This window comes from Tumebacillus flagellatus (assembly GCF_000714935.1).
Taxonomy (GTDB): domain Bacteria; phylum Bacillota; class Bacilli; order Tumebacillales; family Tumebacillaceae; genus Tumebacillus; species Tumebacillus flagellatus.
In genome coordinates this window covers 24,539-45,829 of the sequence record NZ_JMIR01000012.1, presented here as the reverse complement: position 1 = coordinate 45,829, position 21,291 = coordinate 24,539, and the positions used below count along the sequence as shown (strand labels likewise).

Sequence of the window (21,291 nt, the reverse complement as noted above, 5' to 3'; positions counted from 1 at the left end):
TTACGATAGCGATCCTCTCAGACGCCTGTTAGCCGATCCAAGATGAGACCGCAGTTTTCGTACACGGCGAGCGCTTCCGCAAACAGCAAGGTCGCAGTGGTCGCATCACCGGAGTTTGCGCAGATGCGCCCGAGGCGGACGAGCGTGTCGGCGACGCGCTTCGGGAACGGCAACTTGCGGGTCAACGTCAAGCTCTCTTCCAGTGCGGCGCGGCCTTCTTGGGACTTGCCGGTCAGGTGCAAGAGCTGGTAGCGCAACGCAAGCGCGCGGGCGCGCTCTTCCTCGACGCCGAACTGGTCGAGCAAGCGGAGCGCGTTCTCCAGACGCTCCATCGCGTTGTCGATTTCGCCGGCCAAAATCAGCGTCTCCACATGCTCCAGCGACGTGGAAACGACGCTCGGGTCTTGGTGGTTCAACTTCTGGTCGATCGCGTCCGTATAGTGGCGGTTCGCTTCTTCCAAGTTCCCGGTCTTCACGAACAGGGACGCGAGGTTGTACGAGATCGTCGAGAGTTCTTGTTGCGCGTCCACTTGGTGAAGCAGGCGCTGCGCTTCTTGGAACAGTGAGAACGCTTGGTCGTACTGGTCTTTCTCGCGGTAGGACGCGCCCAGCATGATCAGCGATTCCGCGTACGCTTCCAAGTTGTTTAAGCGGGCAACCAGATCGCGGGTCTTCTCCGCGTAGTGCAGCGCTTGGTCGTATTGCCCGAGCTTGTGGTACGTTTGCGAGATCATCGAGAGAATTTTGCGGCTGAGATCGTCCTCGATCGTTTTGCACTCGGTCTGCTCGGCTTGCTTGAAGTAATCAAGCGCTTGCGAGTAGAACATCTGGCGGAACGACACGAGGCCGAACTGGTAGTAGATGTTCGGAAGCAGTTCTTCGTTGCCTGCCATGATCGTGGCCGACTGCGCTTCGAACAGATATTGATTCGCCTTGTGGGTTTCGCCTTTTTCCAACGCGACTTGGCTCAGCAACAAGGAACTCTGCCCGATCAGATGCATGAGCTTCAATTCTTTCGCATCTTCCAAGATCTCCTCCGCAAAACGGGCGGCCATCCCGTAGCGCTTGCGGGTGAGGAGTACTTCGGCTTCTGCGAGAAGAGTCTTGGCCCTGCGGTTCAAAGTTTCCTCTGGAGTCTCCCGGAAGTACGTATAGGGAGTCTGCAACCGATCCGCCAAGTAGCGCAGCAAGTCCTCCGACGGGACTTGCATGTCACGCTCGACGAGACTCAGGGTAGCAGTCGAAATATAGTCTCCAGCGACGTCTTTGAGAGTGAGGTTGAGTTCTTTGCGTTTGAGTCGTAGTTTTTGGCCAAGGGTCAAGTAGTTCATCGTGACTCTCCTCTTTTCAAAGCGACATTGAGTGTGTATTTCGGTAGCATTCTGATTTGTATGATCGTATCTTACCATCCCAAAAGACTTCTTGAAAAGAGAATGTTTCCGATGTAATCGCTTTCATGAGCAGGGAATTGGTTCCCGGACACGAATAGTACATGTTGGGTATTACTCAACCGAACGTTTGATTTGAGAGGAGAATGGTTTATGAGCAATCGTGAAGTTGTCATCGTCAGCGCCGTTCGTACGGCGATTGGGAATTTCCAAGGGGCACTGGCTGGGGTTTCGGCTCCGGAGCTCGGCGGCATCGTGTTGAAGGAAGCGCTTTCTCGTGCAGGTGTTTCCGCGGATCTTGTTGAGGAAGTCATCCTCGGCAACGTCTTGCAAGCGGGTCTCGGCCAGAACCCGGCTCGCCAAGCGGCGATCAAAGCGGGGCTTCCGAACACGATCGCTTCCATGACGATCAACAAAGTCTGCGGTTCCGGCCTCAAGTCGGTCATGCTGGCGGCGCAAGCGATCAAAGCGGGCGACGCGGACGTGATTCTCGCCGGGGGCATGGAGAACATGTCTCAAGCTCCTTATTTATTGGAAGGAGCTCGAAACGGATACCGTATGGGCGACGGCAAAGTGGTCGACAGCATGATCCGCGACGGCCTCTGGTGCGCGTTTGACGACACCCACATGGGCATCACGGCGGAGAACGTGGCAGAGCGCTACGGCCTGACCCGTGAAGAGCAAGACGAATTTGCGGCTTGGTCGCAGCAAAAAGCCGAGCAAGCGCTCGCTTCCGACCGCTTCAAGGACGAGATCGTACCGGTTGTGATCCCGCAGCGCAAGGGCGACCCGGTTGTGTTTGAGCGCGACGAATTCCCGCGCGCGGGCACCACGGCGGCAACGCTTGGCAAACTGCGCCCGGCATTCAAGAAGGACGGCACCGTCACCGCGGGCAACGCGTCGGGTATCAACGACGGCGCAGCGGCGATCTTGGTCATGTCCCGTGAAAAAGCGGAAGAGCTCGGACTGCCGATCCTCGCCAAGATCACTTCGTACGCTTCGGCAGGCCTCGACCCGAACGTCATGGGCCTCGGACCGATCTACGCAACCAAAAAAGCGCTGGAGAAAGCGAACCTCTCCATCGCCGACATCGATCTGGTCGAAGCGAACGAAGCGTTTGCGGCGCAGTCGCTCGCGGTTGGCAAAGACCTCAACATCCCGAATGAAAAACTGAACGTCAACGGCGGCGCGATCGCCCTCGGCCACCCGATCGGCGCATCCGGCGCGCGCGTGCTGGTCTCCCTGTTGCACGAAATGCAAAAGCAGGGCAGCAAGCGCGGGCTCGCCACCCTCTGCATCGGCGGCGGCCAAGGCGTCGCTTTGGTCGTGGAGCGGTAAAAACGAGCAAAACCAAGCAAAAGGCAGCAAACAGAGGTATGATTTCACATACTTTTGTCGGTTCTATGAAAAAATCCCTAAAATCTCGCAAGAGCCCTTGTCGTACCTAGTTGTTTCGTTGACAATGCTGTCGAGGATATAGTAGTATGTTCTCTGGGTTAGGGTTTCATACGCGGGAACTCAGGTTTCGCGGTGTGAAACCCCGCCAGAGATATGTGGACTCACATACATATCAAATCCACTGTTTGGTTATGCTGGAAGATGGTGCCTGCAGATGGGACAGATGGGAGCCACGAATTGTGAATGAATTTCATCTTTTAGCAAGGCGGACAATCAAGAACACCACGATCGTTACCGTGATTTTCGCGGCACTCTGGGCGCTGTTGCCACGCTTTGCTTCTGTATGTGCCGGCCTGACGATTGGGTCGGCAGTTAGTTTGTATTTCGCTGTCAGCGTTGCGCGGCAGACGGAACAAGTGGCGGAAGTGGCGCTGTTTCAATCCAAGAAACGTCCGAGCATGATCATGGTGTTTCGGATCGTTATGGTGATCGCTGCGATCTTGATCATGCGGATCGTGGAAAAACGAATTGGGTATGTAAGTCTTCCGAGTTTGATCATAGGGTTGTTCACCTACCAGATCGTACTCTTGGGGGGCTTCCTATACAAAAAAACTTCATAATCCATCAAGTACGGAAGGGGTGAAATAAGTAATGGAACACCTTTTTCCCACCATTGGGGAAGGGATGTGGAAGCTCAACTTGACCTCGGCTGCGATGACGGTGATCGCGATCCTGATCGTGCTGATCCTCGGTCGTCTGGCAGTGGCCAACATGAGCATCCGAAACCCTCGTGGCGTGCAAAACCTCTTCGAGTGGCTGACGGACTTCATCACCGGCCTCGCGAAGGATACCATCGGGGGAGAGCGCGCGTTGACCTATGTGCCGCTCGCGTTGACCTTGATCACCTATCTGTTTGTTTCCAACCAAATGGGTCTGATCTTGAACCTCAACTTCGATGTAAGTTCTCCGATGCTTGGTGTCACGGCTGATCAGTTGAAAGAGCATGGCGGTCACAGTGTTGTTGCGTTCTTCGCATCGCCGACGGCGAACATGTCGGTCGCACTCGCAATGTCGATCTCGATCGTTCTGTTCACCCACATCATTGGTCTGCGGAATCCGGGTAGCTATTTCAAGCACTACATTCAACCGTATCCGCCGTTCGCGATTCTGCACATCATTGACGAAGTCTCCAAGTTCTTCACGCTCGGTCTTCGTCTCTTCGGGAACATCTTCGCGGGTGAAGTCTTGGTGGGCATCATCATCGGGATCCCGCTGGCTGGCGGATGGTTCCCGACAGGCGGCATTCCGCTGCTCGTGTGGATTGCGTACTCGCTGTTCGTAGGTACGATCCAATCGTTCGTCTTCACCGTCCTGACCCTTGTTTACATCGGTCAAAAACTGCCGCACGACGAGCATCACTAAGCCGTCAAGCAGCCGTCCGCAACACAAGCAAGAAAACGTTTTACCCTTTCAACCAATAAAACAACCTTAACGGAAATCAAGGAGGTACTCTCTCATGGAAATGGCAGTAGGTCTCTTGCTCGGTCTCGCAGCAGTTGGCGCAGGTATCGGTAACGGTCTCGTAGTTGGTCGCACCATCGAAGGTATGGCTCGTCAACCGGAAATGCGCGGTATGCTCCAAACTCAAATGTTTATCGGTCTGGGTCTCGTCGAGGCACTCCCGATCATCGCAGTTGCGTTCGGTCTGATCCTGTTCGGCCGTCTGTAATCATCCCACCACTCGGACGTTCTGTTGGGCGGCGAGGCGGAACGAGTACCGCCTGCGCCACTCTTTTGTCCAGCCCGAAAGGAGTGAACCTTCATGGATTTTGAACTTGGCACGGCGTTATTCCAGCTCGTGGCCTTCTTGATCCTCTTCCTGTTGCTCCGCAAAGTTGCCATCGGTCCGCTGATGCGCATGATGAAAGAACGCGCGCAATACATCGAGAATCAAATCACCACGGCTGAAAAGAACCGTGAAGAAGTAGAACGTCTCGCAGAAGAAAACCGCGCAGCTCTGCAAAGCGCGAAGAAGGACGCTGCCGAGATGCTTGAAAACGCACGTCGCTCCGGCGAAAAGCAAGCGGCTGACATCCTCGCTGCTGCGGAGGAAGAAGCTCGCCGCATCCGCGAAGAAGCGGTTGCGACCATCAACCGCGAGAAGGAAGCTGCCATCGCGGAACTTCGCGAGCAAGTCGGCAACCTGTCCGTTCTGCTGGCTGGCAAGATCATTGCGAAAGAACTCAACGCAGATTCCCACAAGGCTCTTTTCGAAGAGGCTGTTAAGGAAATGGGTGTTCGCGTATGAAGAACGCAACAGTAGCCAAGCGTTATGCTGAAGCGCTGTTTGATGTCGCACAGCAACAAGGCAACGCAGAGACCGTGCAAGCGGAACTCGCGGCCGTCTCCGACGCTCTCAAAGCGCATCCGGAACTGGAACAGATGCTGCTCCACCCGGCTATCAGCACTGAAGTGAAGAAAAAGCAAATGAACGAACTGTTCAGCGGCCGCGTCTCTGCGATCGTGATGAACTTCCTTCAATTGTTGCTCGACAAGAACCGCCAGGAGGACCTCCAAGGCATCAACGAGGAGTTCACCCGCCTGGTCGACCAGGCTCTTGGTCGAGTGAAAGTGAAAGTGGAATCTGCGGTTCCGCTTTCCGATGAGGAAATTTCGACCTTGAAAAACACGCTCGGCGCAAACGGCAAGCAGATCGAAGTCACGGCGACTGTCAATCCTGCTCTGATCGGCGGCGCGAAAGTGCGCGTAGGCGACACCGTGTTTGACTACACCGTCGCTGCTCAGCTCGAACGTTTCCGCCAAACGCTGAAATACTAAGTCACTAACAGAGGGGTGAGATCATGAGCATTCGTCCTGAAGAAATCAGTGCGCTGATCAAGCAACAGATTGAAAACTATCAATCTGAAGTTCAAGTATATGATGTTGGGACCGTAATCCAAGTTGGTGACGGGATCGCACGTATCCATGGTCTTGAAAAAGTCATGGCGGGCGAACTCCTCGAGTTCTCCAACGGCGCCATCGGTATGGCGTTCAACCTTGAAACCAACAACGTCGGTGCAGTTATCCTCGGTACTGTCGTCGGCATCAAGGAAGGCGACACCGTAAAACGTACCGGCCGCATCGCGCAAGTGCCGGTTGGTGAAGCTCTCGTAGGCCGTGTTGTCAACCCGCTCGGCCAACCGATCGACGGCCGCGGCCCGATCGAAACCAAAGAATTCCGTCCGATCGAGTCTCCGGCTCCGGGCGTTATCGACCGTAAATCCGTTCACGAACCGCTCCAAACCGGCATCAAGTCGATCGACTCGATGATTCCGATCGGCCGTGGCCAACGCGAATTGATCATCGGCGACCGCCAAACCGGTAAGACCGCGATCGCGCTCGACACGATCATCAACCAAAAAGGCAACGGCATGATCTGTATCTACGTTGCAATCGGTCAAAAGCAATCCACCGTTTCGCAAGTTGTGGAAACCCTCCGCAAACACGGCGCGATGGAATACACCATCGTCGTTTCCGCATCGGCATCTGACCCGGCTCCGCTGCTCTTCTTGGCTCCGTACGCAGGTGTATCGATGGGTGAATACTTCATGTACAAGGGCGGCCACGTCCTTTGCATCTACGACGACCTCTCCAAGCAAGCGGCTGCATACCGCGAAATGTCCCTGCTCATGCGTCGTCCTCCGGGCCGCGAAGCATACCCGGGCGACGTCTTCTACCTGCACTCCCGTCTGCTGGAGCGCGCTGCGAAACTGTCCGACAAACTCGGCGGCGGTTCTCTGACCGCGCTTCCGTTCATCGAGACCCAAGCGGGCGACATCTCCGCGTACATCCCGACGAACGTAATCTCGATCACCGACGGACAGATCTTCCTCGAGTCCGACCTGTTCAACTCCGGCGTTCGTCCGGCGGTTAACGTAGGTCTCTCCGTATCCCGCGTCGGTGGTTCGGCACAGATCAAAGCGATGAAGTCTGTCGCAGGTACGATCAAAACCGACCTCGCACAATACCGCGAGCTGCAAGCGTTCGCTCAGTTCGGCTCCGACCTCGACAAAGCGACCCAAGCCCGCCTTGACCGCGGTGCGCGCACTGTCGAGATCATGAAGCAAGGTCAATACCAACCGATGTCCGTTGAGCGCCAAATCGTCTCCCTGTGGGCGGTTAAAGAGGGCCACCTCGACGCGATCCCGGTTGAGTCCGTCCTGCGCTTCGAGTCCGAGTGGCTCGCGTTTATCGATACGAACTACCCGCAAATCTTCAAGGGCATCGTCGAAGGCAAAGCGCTGACCGACGACATCGTCGCGTCCCTGAAGGAAGCGGTTGGCAAGTTCAAAGCGACCTTTGTGGCGTAACGTCGTCTAGCAACTCCATTTCATCCGAAGGTGGTGTTTTCACATGGCAGTGAATGCTCGCGACATCCGTCGCCGCATCAAGTCCGTGAAGAACACCCAGCAAATCACCAAAGCGATGAAAATGGTAGCGGCGGCGAAACTGCGTCGTGCACAAGAACGCGTTGAACAAGCGCGTCCGTACGCCGCAAAATTGGAAGAAGTCATCGGTTCCATCGCATCGGCGGCCGGTTCTTCGAACCACCCGATGCTCGTCAAACGTCCGGTCAAGAAGACCGGCTACGTGATCATCTCCTCTGACCGTGGTCTTGCGGGCGGTTACAACTCGCAGATCATCCGTGCGCTCGTCAACGAAGTGCGCGGCAAGGACAAGAACTCGTATGCCATCTTCGCGATCGGGCGCAAGGCGCGCGACTTCTTTAAGCGCCGCAATTACCCGCTTGTGGGTGAAGTGACTGGGTTGTCCGACTCGCCGACTTATGCGGACGTCAAAGACTTGTCGTCCCAAGTCGTCAAGTTTTTCCAAGAGGGTGTGTATGACGAAGTCTTCCTCCTCTACAACGAATTCATTTCCCCGTTGACTCAGATCCCGAAATCCCGCAAACTTCTCCCGCTCGAAGACATCGGTGCGAACGTGAAGAAGCCGGCTCCGGGTCAGTTCACGGCCAAGTACGACTACGAACCGTCTGAAGAGGCGGTCCTCGATAACCTGCTCCCGAAGTTCGCGGAGACCTTGATCTTCTCTGCCCTGCTCGAAGGCAAAGCGTCTGAATTCGGTGCGAAGATGACCGCAATGGGCGCTGCGACCGACAACGCAGGCGAGATGATCAACAAGTACACCCTCGAACTCAACCGCGCTCGACAAGCGGCGATCACCACGCAGATCACCGAAATCGTCGGCGGGGCTGCCGCTCTGGAGTAGATCAGCTTGTAGTACGCAAGAATGGAGGGAAACGTGATGAACAAAGGACATGTAGTCCAGGTACTCGGTCCGGTCGTCGACGTTCAATTCCCGGAAGGCCAACTTCCGCAATTGAACAACGCACTGACCATTACCTATAAAGCTCAATCCGAAGGCGAAGCGGATATCAACCTCACCGTTGAAGTCGCGCTCCACCTCGGTGATAACCAAGCTCGTACCATCGCGATGTCTTCCACCGACGGCCTCGTCCGCGGCATGGAAGTTGTCGACACCGGCGCACCGATTTCCGCAGTTGTAGGTCCGGGCACCCTCGGCCGTATCTTCAACGTACTCGGTGAAACCATCGACGAAGCCGGCGAAGTCACCGGCGAAACCAAGCGCATGCCGATCCATGCAAGCGCTCCGGAATTCGCTGACCTCGCCACCAAAGTCGAGATCTTCGAAACCGGCATCAAAGTTATCGACTTGCTCGCTCCGTACATCAAGGGCGGCAAAATCGGTCTCTTCGGCGGTGCAGGCGTAGGCAAGACCGTTACCATCCAGGAGCTCATCCACAACATCGCGAAGCAACACGGCGGTTACTCCGTATTCGCAGGCGTTGGCGAGCGTACCCGTGAAGGGAACGACCTCTACCACGAGATGAAAGACTCCGGCGTTATCGAGAAGACCGCGATGGTCTTCGGCCAAATGAACGAGCCGCCGGGCGCACGCGCACGCGTTGCTCTGACCGGTCTGACGATTGCGGAATACTTCCGCGACGTTGAAGAGCGCGACGTTCTGCTGTTTGTCGACAACATCTTCCGCTTCACCCAAGCAGGTTCCGAGGTATCCGCACTGCTCGGCCGTATGCCGTCCGCAGTAGGTTACCAGCCGACCCTCGCAACGGAAATGGGTCAGCTGCAAGAGCGCATCACCTCGACCAAGAAGGGTTCGATCACCTCGATCCAAGCGATCTACGTTCCGGCCGACGACTACACCGACCCGGCTCCGGCAACCGCGTTCGCTCACTTGGACGCAACCACCAACTTGGACCGTAAAATCGCCGAAATGGCGTTGTTCCCGGCGGTTGACCCGCTCGCGTCCACTTCCCGCGCACTGTCTCCGGACGTTGTCGGCGAAGAGCACTACCGTGTAGCGCGCGGCGTTCAGGGCGTCCTGCAACGCTACAAGGAACTCCAAGACATCATCGCGATCCTCGGCATGGACGAACTGTCCGACGAAGACAAACTGGTCGTAGCGCGCGCTCGTAAGATCCAGCGCTTCCTGTCCCAGCCGTTCTTCGTAGGTGAAGTGTTCACCGGCCGTCCGGGCCGTTATGTCAAAATCGCGGACACCGTTCGCGGCTTCAAGGAAATCCTTGAAGGCAAGCACGACGATATCCCGGAAGTTGCATTCTACATGTGCGGCGGTATCGAAGACGTCCTCGAAAACGCGAAAGCTCAAGCCTAACGCTTGAACGCGCTTAGGAGGCTAATCACATGAGAAAAATGCCGATCGAAATCGTCACGCCAGAACGAAAAGTCTACGAGAACGCGGTAGACTTGATCGTCGCGCGCGGCGCTGACGGCGATCTCGGGATTATGGCCGGCCACGTACCGGTCGTCACGACGCTGAAGGTTTCGCACCTTCGCCTCAAGAACGACGGGCAAGAGATCACCTTCGCAGTTTCCGGCGGCTTCCTTGAAGTGAAACCGGAAGGTGTGTCGGTGCTTGCTGAAGCGGCCGAAATGCCGGAAGAGATTGACGTTGCACGCGCAAACCGCGCGAAGGAACGTGCGGAGAAACGCCTGAGCTCCAAGGGCGAATCTCTTGATGAACGCCGTGCTGAACTTGCGTTGCAGCGCGCCGTCAACCGCATTTCCTTGGCGACCAGACGCTAAGAACTGCAAAACGAAATTCCCGCATCGTAACGGTGCGGGATTTTTTGTGTAGATCAGGGGAGTTTTGGAAAGTCCTATAGGGAGACCGCCTTGTTTCGTTGGATTTGAGTTCCTACCCCTGTTTTACACGCTATCTATGGTCTGTTATAATATTGGGGGCAAAACTGTAACTTTTCAAAAAGATGGAGGGGCTGCTAATGGTCTCGTATTGGAACAGTTATTTGTTCATCTTCCTGTTCCTGGTCTTAGGCTTGTTGCTTCCGATTGGTGCCATTATGGTAATCGGTCCGCTCCTGCGGCCGAAGAACCCGACTCCGGAGAAATTGACTACATATGAATCCGGTGTGGAGCCATTTGGGGAAGCACACGTACGGTACAACGTGCGTTACTACCTGTTTGCTCTGATGTTTGTGGCGTTCGACGTGGAAGTCATGTTCCTCTATCCGTGGGCTGTCACATTCGACTCCCTCGGTCTGTTCGGTCTGGTGGAGATGTTGATCTTCCTTGGACTGTTGGCAATCGGCCTCATCTATGCCTGGAAAAAGAAGGTGTTGGAATGGAAGTAAACAACAATGCAAACCAACAGCCGGCGTATATGGAGTTTGAAGGCTTCACGCAAGAGGAGTCGCAAGAACTGTCCAAAGCCGGTGTCTTGATCGGTACGCTCGAACAGATCAAAGGCTGGGCGCGTTCCAACTCGCTGTGGCCGTTGACGTTTGCGACCGCTTGCTGCGGGATTGAGATGATGGGCACGGGTGCGGCACATTACGACCTTGACCGTTTCGGTATCATCTTCCGTGCCTCGCCGCGCCATGCGGACTGCATCATCATCGCCGGCACAATTACTAAGAAGATGGCGCCGATCTTGAAGCGTCTCTACGACCAGATGCCGGAACCGAAATGGGTTGTGGCGATGGGCTCTTGCGCAACGGCAGGCGGTCCGTACGTTCGTGCGTACTCCGTCGTCAAAGGCGCGGACCAAGTCATCCCGGTCGATGTCTACATCCCGGGTTGCCCGCCGTCTCCGCCGGCGCTGATCTACGGCTTGAACAAACTGCAAGAGAAGATCCGTCTGGAAGCGAAAGGGAAGAAGGTGCGATAGATGAGCGAAGAAACCAAAGCGCCTGAAACGAAAGCTCCTGAAGCAACAAAAGCTCCGGAAGCAGAAGCTGCTCCCGAGCCGGTTGACCCGCGCATCGAGCAGGCGACCGAACGTTTGGAATTCCTGCGCGGCAAAGTGGTTGCCAAGTTCGGCGAAGACGTTTTGGAAGCGGCGGAACTCAAACAGTTCCAACCGACGATCACGATCAAGAACCAGCATTGGGTCGAAGTCGTGGAGTTTTTCAAAACCGAAGCAACGCTTGGCTTTGTCTACCCGGAGCTCATGGCGGGTACCGACTACAAGGACTACATCGAAGTGTACGTGCTGTTGCATTCCTTCACGCTGGACTATGACGTGTCCTTGAAGACCCGCACGCCGCGTGAGAATGCCAGCATTCCGTCGATCACGCCTTTGTTCGCCGGTTTCAACTGGGAAGAGCGCGAGATCTTCGACTTGCTCGGAGTCAACTTCCCGGGTCACCCGGACATGCGCCGAATCATGCTGGAAGACCACTGGGTGGGACACCCGCTGCGCAAAGACTACGTCGTCGAGAACTAGGGGGAAAGGAACGCGATGGGAGAAATTCGCACTGAAGAAATGTTAATGAACATCGGCCCTCAACACCCTAGTACCCACGGGGTGTTGCGCGTCGTTGTCAAGGTGGACGGAGAGATCATCAAAGAAGCGGACCCTGTTGTCGGCTATCTCCACCGCGGCACCGAAAAACTCGCGGAAGACCTGCAATACACGCAGATCATTCCGTACACCGACCGCATGGACTATCTGTCCTCGATGGTCAACAACCACGCGATCGTCAACGCGGTCGAGCGGGCGATGGACCTGGAAGTTCCGGAGCGCGCCGAGTACCTGCGCATCATCGTCGTGGAATTGAACCGCGTGATGTCTCACTTGGTCTTCCTCGGCACGTACCTGCTGGACTTGGGGGCGATGACCCCGTTCCTCTACGCGTTTGCCGACCGCGAGCAAGTGGTGGACTTCTTCAACCGCCTCTGCGGAGCGCGCTTGACGTACAACTACATGCGCGTCGGCGGCGTCAAATGGGACACACCGGACGGTTGGCTTGACGATGTCAAGAAATTCGTTCCGTACATGCGCTCGCAGATGGGGATGTTCCACGAACTCGTCACCGGCAACGAAATCTTCTTGGAGCGCGTCAAGGGCATCGGCAAGTTCGACGCGGAAACGGCGTTGAACTACGCGATGTCCGGGATCAACTTGCGTTCGACCGGGTTCAACTGGGACCTGCGCAAAAACAAACCGTATTCGATCTACGACCGTTTTGACTTCAACGTCATCGTCGGCGAGAACGGGGACTGCTTCGACCGTTACATGTGCCACATGAACGAGATCATGGAGTCCTTGAAGATCGTCGAGCAAGCGTTGGAACAGATTCCGGAAGGCCCGGTCATGGGCAAAGTGCCGAAGATTCTCCGCGTGCCGGCGGGCGAGTACTACTCCGCCATCGAAGGCACCCGCGGCGAACTCGGCGTCTACATCGTCTCCGAAGGCAAGGACAAACCGTATCGCTTGAAGTTCCGCCGTCCGTCCTTCATCAACCTCCAGTTGCTGCCGCAGCAGTTGAAGGGGCAGTCGATGGCGAACCTGATCGCAATCCTCGGAGCGGTCGATATCGTGCTTGGGGAGGTTGACGCATAACATGGCGGATTTCTTCTCTTGGGTGGATAAACCGCTCGATACTCATGCCGTCCTGAACATGATCATCGGGGCTGTCGTGATCCTCGCGTTCATCCTCGGGGTGGTCACGTACTCGATCTACTTCCAGCGCAAACTGATCGGCTGGATGCAATGGCGGATCGGTCCGAACCGCGTCGGCCCGCTGGGGCTCCTGCAGACCATCGCCGACGTCTTGAAGCTGTTGATCAAGGAAGACGTCGTTCCGGAAAAAGCGGACCGCAACATCTTCTTGATCGCGCCGATACTGGCGTTTTTCCCGTCGTTCATGGTGTTGGCCGTCATTCCGTTCTCGGCGAACCACGTGTTCACCGCGTACTCCAACGTCGGCGTCCTGTACTACATCGCGCTCTCGGCGATGACGATCATCGGGGTCGTGCTCGGCGGTTGGGCTTCCAACAACAAGTACTCGCTGATCGGCGGCATGCGTTCGGCCGCACAGATGATTTCTTACGAAGTGCCGCTGGCGATGTCGATCCTCGGCGTCGTCCTGATGGCGGGTTCGATGAACCTCGTGAACATCGTCGAAGCGCAAATCTCGTTCCCGTACGTTTGGTACATCGTTCCGCAATTCCTCGGCTTCTGCGTGTTCATCATCTCGGCAACCGCCGAACTGAGCCGCACGCCGTTCGACTTGCCGGAAGCGGAGTCGGAGTTGGTTTCCGGCTACAATACTGAATACTCTGGGTTCCGTTTCGCCTTCTTCTACCTCGCGGAGTATGTCTACCTGTTCGCGATGTCCGGTCTCGGAGCTACGCTGTACTTCGGCGGTTGGTCCGGTCCGTTCTTGCCGGGTTGGATCTGGTTCGGGATCAAAGTTACGTGCTTTATCTTCTTCTTCTTCTGGCTGCAAGCGACGATGCCGCGGATTCGTACCGACCAGCTGCTCACTTTTGCTTGGAAAGTGCTGATCCCGCTCTCCATCGTCAACTTGGTCCTGACCGCTGTTCTGAAGTACCTTCTCCACTAAGAAACGGGGTGAAATTTCATGTTTGGGTTTCTCAAAGGGTTGAAAATCACGTTTGCTCAACTGGCACACAAGAAAGTCACCCTGCAATACCCGGATGTCATGCCGAACTGGGGCGAGCGCTACCGGGGTGTCCACAAGTTCTACGCAGAAAAGTGCATCGTCTGCAACCAGTGCGCGCGCATCTGCCCAACCTCTTGCATTTCGCTTTCCGGCAGCAAACGCGAAGACAAAAAGTTGCACATCGACACGTACGATATCAACTTTGAAATCTGCATCCTCTGCGACCTCTGCACCGAAGTCTGCCCGACCGAAGCGATTCAGATGACCGACCGCTTCGAGCTGGCGACGTACAGCCGTGTCGACCTGTACAAAAACATCTACTGGCTGGATGAAAACGCACGCAAACATGACGGCATCATCGAATCGGAAGGCCGAACACACGCCGGGGGTGAGAAGTAATGTTTTCCGGACTTGTCATCACCGGTCAAACGGTTGCTTTCTTCCTCATCGCGCTCTTCTTGATCGCGTGCGGCGTGATGCTGTTGTCGATGAAAAAAGTCATCTACATGGCGATCTCCATCGGCGGCGTGTTCATCGGGGCGGCTGCCGTCTACATCTTGCTGGAAGCCGACTTCCTGGCGTTTGCACAAGTGCTGGTCTACGCCGGGGCGATCACGATCATGCTGCTCTTCGCGATCATGCTCACCAAGCATGACGAACTGGAGCGTCCGGCCGTGATCACCGCGCATCCGGTCTGGTCGGTGCTCGGCACTGCCGGTCTTGGCTTGATCGTCCTCTGGGTCGTCAAGTTCTCCGGCATCAAGTGGCCGCAAGCGACGGCCGACTCGCCGTTCCAAGGCCAAGACAACGTCAAGATGATCGGCGAATCGCTGTTCAGCCAGTACGTGATTCCGTTTGAGCTCGTGTCTGTGGTGCTGATCGTGGCACTGGTCGGCGCGATCACGCTCGCTAACAAGGAGGAGAAAAACTAATGCTGAGTGTCGAGCAGTTTTTAACCCTTGGCGCGATTCTCTTCTGCATCGGTCTGTTCGGCGCCTTGACCAAGCGCAACATCATCATCGTCCTCGTCTCCGTGGAATTGATGCTCACTGCGGTGAATATCAACCTGTTGACGTTTGCGCGTTTCGGACTGACCCCGTCGATTAACGGTCAGATCTTCACGTTGTTCGTCATGACGATTGCGGCGGCTGAAGTCGCGGTCGGTCTGGCAATTTTGATCGCGCTGTACCGCAACCGCAACACCAGCGATGTGCGGGATCAGGATCTCATGAAGTGGTAATGATCCTGCAGAACTCCGGAGAAAGGTGATCGTATGGTACAAAATGCCTGGCTTATCCCCCTCTTTCCGCTGGTGGCGTACCTGCTTCTGTTCGTGCTGGGGCGTAGAGCGCAAGAGGGTATTGTAACAGGGATCAGCGTGCTGGCAGCGCTTGCCGGCTTCATCGTGTCCCTGTTGATTTTGTCGGATGTGAATGCGAACGGCGCACAAGCACCGTACGTGTTCCACTGGCTGACCGTCGGCCAACATTCACTGAGCATGGGTTATGAAGTAACCCCTCTCAATGCGATGATGTTGACCGTCGTTACGTTCATCTCCACGCTGGTGTTGCTCTTCTCGAAGGGCTACATGCACGGCGATGAACGCTACTCTGTTTTCTATCAGTACTTGAACCTGTTTATCTTCTCCATGCTCGGTCTCGTCATCTCCCCGAACCTGTTGCAAGTCTACATGTTCTGGGAATTGGTCGGTCTTTGCTCGTTCTTGCTCGTCGGTTTCTGGTACTTCAAGCCGGAAGCGGCAGCCGCTGCAAAGAAAGCGTTCATCGTCACCCGCATCGGGGACGTCGGCCTGTTTATCGGGATCGTGTTGATCTACGTGGCCACCGGCACGTTTGAGTACTCCGGTGTGTTTGAAGCGTTCCAAGCGAAGAAATTCGCGATCGATTGGATCACACCGGATCACCTGATCACGTTGATCGGGATCTTGGTCTTCATCGGCGCGATCGGCAAATCGGCGCAGTTCCCGCTGCACACCTGGTTGCCGGACGCGATGGAAGGTCCGACTCCGGTATCGGCACTGATCCACGCCGCGACCATGGTTGCGGCAGGCGTTTACCTCGTCGCGCGCGCGTTCCCGATCTTTGAAGCGTCCCCGGACACGTTGACCGTCATCGGCATCATCGGGGGCATCACGGCGATCTTCGCCGCGCTGATCGGCCTCACGCAAAACGACATCAAGCGCGTGGTCGCGTACTCGACCGTGTCGCAGCTGGGGTACATGGTGATGGCGCTGGGCGTTTCGGCGTACACCGCCTCCACGTTCCACCTGATGACGCACGCGTTCTTCAAAGCTTTGCTCTTCTTGGCATCCGGTTCGGTCATTCATGCCATTCACCACAACCAAGACCTGCGCAAGATGGGCGGTCTGTGGAAGAAGCTGCCGTTGACCGGTTGGACGTTCTTGGTCGGCGCGCTGGCGCTGTCGGGGATTCCGCCGTTTGCAGGGTTCTGGTCCAAGGACGAGATCTTGCTTGGCGCGTACAACTCCGGCCACTACGTGCTGTTCACCCTCGCGTTGATCGCGGCGTTCTGCACGGCGTTCTACATCTTCCGCGTGTTCTTCATGACCTTCACCGGCGAATTCCGCGGCGAGAAGGACGTGTACGACCACGCGCACGAGTCCGGCCCGGTGATGGCGATTCCGCTCGTGCTGCTCTCGATCATGGCGATCGTCGTCGGTTTCCTCAACTCTCCGCTGATGAACAACGCGTTTGAACACTTCCTGTTCAAAGGCGGCGAAGAGATCGGCAACGTCTACGAAGCAAACTGGGGCATGGCAGGTCTCGCCACGCTGGTGGCGCTGCTCGGCATCGGCCTTGCGTATCTCATGTACAAAAAACAATCGATCAAGCCCGAGAACTTGGCAAACGGCGCGTTGCGTCCGCTCTACCAACTCTCGCTCAACAAGTTTTATGTGGATGAACTGTATCACTACGTGATCGTCAAACCGGTCGTCTGGATCGGTCACATCCTCAACTTTATCGACAAATGGATCGTCGATGGCATCGTTCACCTGTTTGGTGAAGGAACGCTCATCGGCTCGCTGGGCCTCAAGTACTCCCAAAACGGTCAAGTGCAAACCTACGGGTTGGTCACGCTGGTCGGGGCAGTGCTGTTGATCGGCTTTGCGATGTACGCAGTAGGGGGGGTTAAGTAAGATGATGGGGAATCTGTTGACGCTCATCGTATTCCTCCCGTTGCTCGGCGCTCTGATTCTGGGCTTCGTCCCGCGCTCGGCGAACGGACAGCCCAAAGCCATCGCTTTGATCGCAACGTTTCTGCCGTTGCTGTTCGCGTTCATCCTCTACGGGAACTTCGACAGCGCACAATCCGGCATGCAATTCTCCGAATCGAAGGAATGGATTCACATCGCGCACGCGTTCCAAGACAAGGAACTCGTCATCGGCTACTCGCTTGGCGTAGACGGGCTGGCGATGCCGTTCTTGCTCTTGACGGCACTGGTAACGTTCCTCGGCGTGCTGGCGACGAAGTCGATGCAACGCGCGAAGGAGTTTTTCATCTGGTACCTGATCTTGGTGACCGGTCTGTACGGCTGCTTCTTGGCGCAAGACCTGTTCCTGTTCTTCCTGTTCCTCGAAATGACGCTCGTGCCGATGTACTTCTTGATCGGCATCTGGGGCGGCGACCGCAAGGGGCAAGTGGCAACGAAGTTCTTGATCTACCGCGGTCTCGCTTCCGTGGGCATCCTCGTCTCGTTCGTGGCGCTGGCGTTTAAAGCGGCGGTCGTCACCGGCACGATCACGATGGATATGACGTCGATCGCACAGGCGTTTGCGAAAGCGCCGGCTGATGCGATCACGGCAGGCTTCAAGCACGGCATCTTCCTCGTGCTGTTTCTCGCAATTTTGATCGAGGAAGCGTTCTTCCCGTTCCACACCTGGTTGCCGGACACGCATGAACAATCTCCGTCCACGATCTCGATGGTCGTCGGCGGCGTGCTGATGAAGATCGGCGCGTACGTGCTGTTCCGCATCGGGGTCGGCATCTTGCCGGACGCTGTGAAATACTACGCGACCGTGATTGCGGTGATCGGGGTCATCAACATCGTCTACGCGGCACTGGTGGCGATGGTGCAGAAAGACTGGCGCCGACTGCTGGCGTTCTCGGCGATTTCGCACATGGGCGTCGTGCTGCTCGGCGTGGCGGCGATGAACCAAGAAGGTCTGCAAGGCGGGATCTTCATGACCATCTCGTCCGGTCTGCTCTCCGGTCTGCTCTTCTTCTTGATCGGCGCGGTGCGGGAGCGCACCGGCACGACGATCATCAACGCGCTGGGCGGCCTCTCCAAGCCGATGCCGGTTCTGGCAGGCTTCTTGCTGGCAGCCGCGCTCGGCTCGCTCGGTTTGCCTGGCATGAGCGGGTTCATCTCGGAGATCTTGGCGTTTATGGGCGGTTTTGCAGCGTTCCCGGGTCTCTCGGCGGTGGGTACGCTCGGCATCATCTTCGCCGCTGTCTACCTGCTGTGGGCGATGCAGCGCACCACCTACGGTCCGACGACGGCGCAGTTAGAGGGCCTGTCTGACGCACGCGCCATCGAGTACGTGCCGATGGTCGTGTTCGTCGCGTTGATCATCTTGATTGGTGTCTATCCGTCGATCCTCGGTGACCTGGTGAACCACACGATTTCCTCATACGTCACGAGGATAGGAGGATAGTTCGATGAATGCGATGAACGGTCTCACACAACTGCATTTTTCTGATCTCTGGCACGTCATGGCGCCGGAGATGATCTTGGTGATCGGCGGCTTCCTGATTCTCGTGCTCGATCTGTTCATGAGCAAGGAAAGCTCTCGACGCCTCTCGCCGCAATTGGGCATCCTGTTCCTTATCGCGGCGTTCGTCTTGACCATTCGCAACTTCGGCATCGTCGCGGACAACGCGGCGGCCGGCGGCGACATGATCAACCTCTCGAACATGCTCTACGTCCTGGACGACTTCGGCAACGTGTTCAAGCTCTTGTTCACGGCCGGCACCGCCGTGGTGCTCTTGATGTCGATCGACTTTTTCAAGCACAACCTGGAAGTCAAAGTGGCAGAGTACACCTACCTCATGCTCTTTGCGACCGTCGGCGCGATGGTCATGGCTTCGGCCCTTGATCTGATCACGCTGTTCGTCGGCCTCGAATTGCTCTCAATCTCGTCGTACGTGCTGGTGGCGATGCGCCGCAACCACGCGAAGTCGACCGAGGGCGCGATGAAGTACCTCGTCATCGGTTCCGTCGCTTCGGCGATGGCGCTGTACGGGATGTCGTTCCTCTACGGCGTGACCGGCCAAACCAATTTGGCGATGGGCGCGTCGACAATGCTGCAACTCTGGGACCAGTTCAAACCGGTTCTGGTGCTCGGCTTCCTGCTCATGCTGGTCGGCTTCGGCGTGAAAGTCGCGCTCGTGCCGTTCCATCAGTGGGCGCCTGACACCTACGAGGGTGCGGGCAACCCGGTCACCTCGTTCCTCGCCGTCGTCTCCAAAGCGGCAGGTTTCGCGTTGATCTTGCGCGTGTTCCTCTGGGGCTTCTCCCGCGTGTTCGGCGACATCTATATCTACCTCGTGATCCTCGCCGCTCTGACGATGGTCATCGGGAACGTCGCCGCTCTTACGCAGAAGAACATCAAGCGGCTGCTCGCGTACTCGTCGGTCGCGCAAGCCGGCTACCTGCTGATCCCGCTGGCGACGCTCGGCAAGGGCAGCTCGATCGACAACATCTGGTTGTCGCTCGGCCAAACGGTGTTCTACTTGGTTGCTTACCTGTTCATGACGATGGGCGCGTTCGCCGTGCTGACCGTCGTGACCCGTCAAGCGGGCAACGAAACGCTGGAAGCGTTCCGCGGCCTCTGGAGACGGTCTCCGTTCCTCGCTGTCTCGATGGCGGTCTTCACGCTGTCGATGGCCGGGATGCCGCTGACCGCCGGTTTCGTCGGGAAGTTCTACATCTTCCTCGGCACGATCAACACCGAAATGTACTGGCTCGGCGGCCTGTTGTTCGCAACGTCGGCCATCGCGTTCTACTACTACTTCGGCGTGCTCAAAGCGATCTTCCTCAAGGATTCCTCCGTGGAAACCCATGAGAAGATTCAAGTTCCGGCATCGATCGGCGTCACCATCGCCATCGGCCTGATCGGAACCATCGTGCTCGGGGTCTATCCGGACGCGATGATGAAACTGCTGAACGGTCTCCACTGGTTCGGTCAATAACTTTATTTCCCGCGCAATATCGAAAAAAAGACCCAGGTCCAACACGGATCTGGGTCTTTTTTGATCCCAGTACCAAAGTACGATGTCCCCGCCCCGCTATCTATGGTAAAATCGAGATTGTATCTATGAACCCGTACGTCAGGGAGGAAATCTCTCATGCCTTTGGAACAAGTGGCCGCAGAAGTGGGCTGGATGGCCGGGTTGAACATGGTGTTGTTGTTGGTTGGAGTGCTGATTGCGTGGTACAGTTTGCAGGCGGTGCGCTGGGACGTTTTTCTCAAAAAACCCAAGGGCCGTCCGGCTGCGGTGCTGCGGTTGTTGATCTCGATTGCGCTCGGCTATTTTCTGATGAAGTTTGTCAGCGACTACATCTCCCTGTCTTCGATGCTGAAACATATCTTCTAGAAATCTAGCAACTAGAGTATATTTGCTCTCCCCCGCGTCCAGAATGGGTAGTATCATTCAAACGGCGTTGGGAGAGATACTCTATGAAGAAAATCGGCATCGTTGGCATCATTCTCTGCTTGTTGATCGGAACCTACAGTGTGATTCAGACCCGTCAGCAGACGGTGACAGGAACGGCGGATACGGGCGAGTTTCTCACCCGGGCGTTTGCGGCGACCAAAGCGGATGTGGAAGGCTACACCGTGCACAATTGGTCGTTGGTGGACAAACAATTTCATACGCCGGACCAACTGAAGACCCTCGGGCAGAAGCTCAACAAGACATTCGCAATGCAGAACGCCAAGGAGTCGCAAGATTCCGCAGGCGATCAGAATGCATACACGTTGCGCGGAACGACAGCGGCGGGCGGCGCGGCGCAAATCGTGCTGACCTCGATGAAGTTCCAGGACAAGGCTCCGCAGACGGTGTTGGTGCTGCGCGTGGAGCGCGACGCCGATGACCTCGGCGGGTTCAAAGAAGCGATCCAAGCGGTGCGCGAAACCGTGTCGGATGCGAATGCCATCCCACAAATTAGCACTTGTATCAAAGGGTTGCGGGCTGATAAAATGAGTGACGATTCCTCGAATTCTCTCATCCAGACCGTGTTTCAAAGCGTGAAGGCGAAGGAGATCGAAGGAGTGCGCTCGGAACTTGTGACCAGTTTGTCCGGCTATTCTCCTCTTGGCAAGGATTACATAGTCACCAATGGGAACAAGATGAACCTGCAAGTCGCCGTCCACTACGACGCGCATCTAGACAAGACGCGCGTGCTGGTCGGCTCCCCGATTGTGACGATCGAATATTAGGCTGGAG

General features: G+C 56.4%; 24 protein-coding genes. 23 read left to right on the top strand and 1 reads right to left on the bottom strand.

The features are described from left to right. Positions 1-17: 17 nt before the first annotated feature. Entirely contained in the window at positions 18-1,331 is a 1,314-nt protein-coding gene (locus EL26_RS09675; RefSeq protein ID WP_038087481.1) for a helix-turn-helix domain-containing protein, read from the bottom strand. 210 nt (positions 1,332-1,541) lie between these two features. On the opposite strand from EL26_RS09675, the gene EL26_RS09670 reads away from it, so the two are divergent. The 23 genes from EL26_RS09670 to EL26_RS23655 all read left to right on the top strand — a co-directional run bounded on the left by EL26_RS09670 (position 1,542) and on the right by EL26_RS23655 (position 21,284). Then, positions 1,542-2,726, top strand: a complete 1,185-nt coding sequence (locus EL26_RS09670) for an acetyl-CoA C-acetyltransferase (protein ID WP_038087478.1) — start codon at positions 1,542-1,544, stop codon at positions 2,724-2,726. A gap of 299 nt (positions 2,727-3,025) precedes the next feature. Further along, on the top strand, positions 3,026-3,406 hold the full coding sequence (locus EL26_RS09665) for a hypothetical protein (RefSeq protein WP_152559224.1): 381 nt from the start codon (positions 3,026-3,028) through the stop codon (positions 3,404-3,406). 31 nt (positions 3,407-3,437) lie between these two features. Continuing rightward, a complete protein-coding gene (gene atpB / locus EL26_RS09660; RefSeq protein ID WP_038087472.1) occupies positions 3,438-4,208 on the top strand; it encodes a F0F1 ATP synthase subunit A in 771 nt (256 codons plus the stop codon). 94 nt (positions 4,209-4,302) lie between these two features. Beyond that, positions 4,303-4,515: a F0F1 ATP synthase subunit C gene (gene atpE, locus EL26_RS09655; protein WP_038087470.1), complete on the top strand. Its 213-nt coding sequence runs from the start codon at positions 4,303-4,305 to the stop codon at positions 4,513-4,515. A 93-nt stretch (positions 4,516-4,608) separates the two neighbouring features. Then, entirely contained in the window at positions 4,609-5,094 is a 486-nt protein-coding gene (atpF, locus tag EL26_RS09650) for a F0F1 ATP synthase subunit B (RefSeq protein WP_038087468.1), read from the top strand. Then, positions 5,091-5,624, top strand: a complete 534-nt coding sequence (locus EL26_RS09645; RefSeq protein WP_038087465.1) for a F0F1 ATP synthase subunit delta — start codon at positions 5,091-5,093, stop codon at positions 5,622-5,624. Before atpF ends, EL26_RS09645 begins: the two co-directional genes overlap by 4 nt. A gap of 23 nt (positions 5,625-5,647) precedes the next feature. Further along, positions 5,648-7,156, top strand: coding sequence for a F0F1 ATP synthase subunit alpha (gene atpA / locus EL26_RS09640; RefSeq protein ID WP_173424616.1), 1,509 nt, complete (start codon positions 5,648-5,650; stop codon positions 7,154-7,156). Positions 7,157-7,199: 43 nt separating this feature from the next. Next, the gene (atpG, locus tag EL26_RS09635) at positions 7,200-8,075 is read left to right on the top strand and encodes an ATP synthase F1 subunit gamma (RefSeq protein WP_038087459.1); all 876 of its coding nucleotides are present in this window, start codon (positions 7,200-7,202) and stop codon (positions 8,073-8,075) included. A gap of 36 nt (positions 8,076-8,111) precedes the next feature. Further along, entirely contained in the window at positions 8,112-9,524 is a 1,413-nt protein-coding gene (gene atpD / locus EL26_RS09630) for a F0F1 ATP synthase subunit beta (protein ID WP_038087457.1), read from the top strand. A 29-nt stretch (positions 9,525-9,553) separates the two neighbouring features. After that, positions 9,554-9,955, top strand: coding sequence for a F0F1 ATP synthase subunit epsilon (locus EL26_RS09625; protein ID WP_038087454.1), 402 nt, complete (start codon positions 9,554-9,556; stop codon positions 9,953-9,955). A 197-nt stretch (positions 9,956-10,152) separates the two neighbouring features. After that, the gene (locus tag EL26_RS09620) at positions 10,153-10,521 is read left to right on the top strand and encodes an NADH-quinone oxidoreductase subunit A (RefSeq protein ID WP_038087452.1); all 369 of its coding nucleotides are present in this window, start codon (positions 10,153-10,155) and stop codon (positions 10,519-10,521) included. Between the two features lie 29 nt (positions 10,522-10,550). Beyond that, positions 10,551-11,057, top strand: coding sequence for a NuoB/complex I 20 kDa subunit family protein (locus tag EL26_RS09615; RefSeq protein ID WP_038087746.1), 507 nt, complete (start codon positions 10,551-10,553; stop codon positions 11,055-11,057). After that, positions 11,058-11,615 carry an NADH-quinone oxidoreductase subunit C gene (locus EL26_RS09610; protein ID WP_052036203.1) on the top strand — a complete coding sequence of 186 codons (558 nt, stop codon included), beginning with the start codon at positions 11,058-11,060 and terminating at the stop codon, positions 11,613-11,615. It begins immediately after the preceding gene. A 15-nt stretch (positions 11,616-11,630) separates the two neighbouring features. After that, a complete protein-coding gene (locus tag EL26_RS09605) occupies positions 11,631-12,734 on the top strand; it encodes an NADH-quinone oxidoreductase subunit D (protein WP_038087447.1) in 1,104 nt (367 codons plus the stop codon). A 1-nt stretch (position 12,735) separates the two neighbouring features. Further along, a complete protein-coding gene (nuoH, locus tag EL26_RS09600; protein WP_038087444.1) occupies positions 12,736-13,740 on the top strand; it encodes an NADH-quinone oxidoreductase subunit NuoH in 1,005 nt (334 codons plus the stop codon). A gap of 18 nt (positions 13,741-13,758) precedes the next feature. Next, positions 13,759-14,199, top strand: coding sequence for a NuoI/complex I 23 kDa subunit family protein (locus tag EL26_RS09595; protein WP_038087442.1), 441 nt, complete (start codon positions 13,759-13,761; stop codon positions 14,197-14,199). Continuing rightward, the gene (locus EL26_RS09590) at positions 14,199-14,732 is read left to right on the top strand and encodes an NADH-quinone oxidoreductase subunit J (RefSeq protein ID WP_052036202.1); all 534 of its coding nucleotides are present in this window, start codon (positions 14,199-14,201) and stop codon (positions 14,730-14,732) included. Before EL26_RS09595 ends, EL26_RS09590 begins: the two co-directional genes overlap by 1 nt. Beyond that, complete coding sequence (nuoK, locus tag EL26_RS09585; RefSeq protein WP_038087439.1) at positions 14,732-15,040, top strand: NADH-quinone oxidoreductase subunit NuoK; 309 nt, start codon at positions 14,732-14,734, stop codon at positions 15,038-15,040. The genes EL26_RS09590 and nuoK overlap by 1 nt, the downstream gene beginning before the upstream one ends. Before the next feature lie 33 nt (positions 15,041-15,073). Beyond that, a complete protein-coding gene (gene nuoL, locus EL26_RS09580) occupies positions 15,074-16,978 on the top strand; it encodes an NADH-quinone oxidoreductase subunit L (RefSeq protein ID WP_038087436.1) in 1,905 nt (634 codons plus the stop codon). 1 nt (position 16,979) lies between these two features. After that, positions 16,980-18,497 (top strand): complex I subunit 4 family protein, encoded by a 1,518-nt coding sequence (locus tag EL26_RS09575; RefSeq protein WP_238546090.1) that lies wholly within the window; start codon positions 16,980-16,982, stop codon positions 18,495-18,497. Between the two features lie 4 nt (positions 18,498-18,501). Next, the gene (locus tag EL26_RS09570) at positions 18,502-20,034 is read left to right on the top strand and encodes an NADH-quinone oxidoreductase subunit N (RefSeq protein ID WP_238546089.1); all 1,533 of its coding nucleotides are present in this window, start codon (positions 18,502-18,504) and stop codon (positions 20,032-20,034) included. Between the two features lie 156 nt (positions 20,035-20,190). Next, a complete protein-coding gene (locus EL26_RS09565) occupies positions 20,191-20,439 on the top strand; it encodes a DUF1146 domain-containing protein (RefSeq protein WP_052036201.1) in 249 nt (82 codons plus the stop codon). Positions 20,440-20,522: 83 nt separating this feature from the next. Beyond that, positions 20,523-21,284 carry a YwmB family TATA-box binding protein gene (locus EL26_RS23655; protein WP_052036200.1) on the top strand — a complete coding sequence of 254 codons (762 nt, stop codon included), beginning with the start codon at positions 20,523-20,525 and terminating at the stop codon, positions 21,282-21,284. Positions 21,285-21,291: the final 7 nt, after the last annotated feature.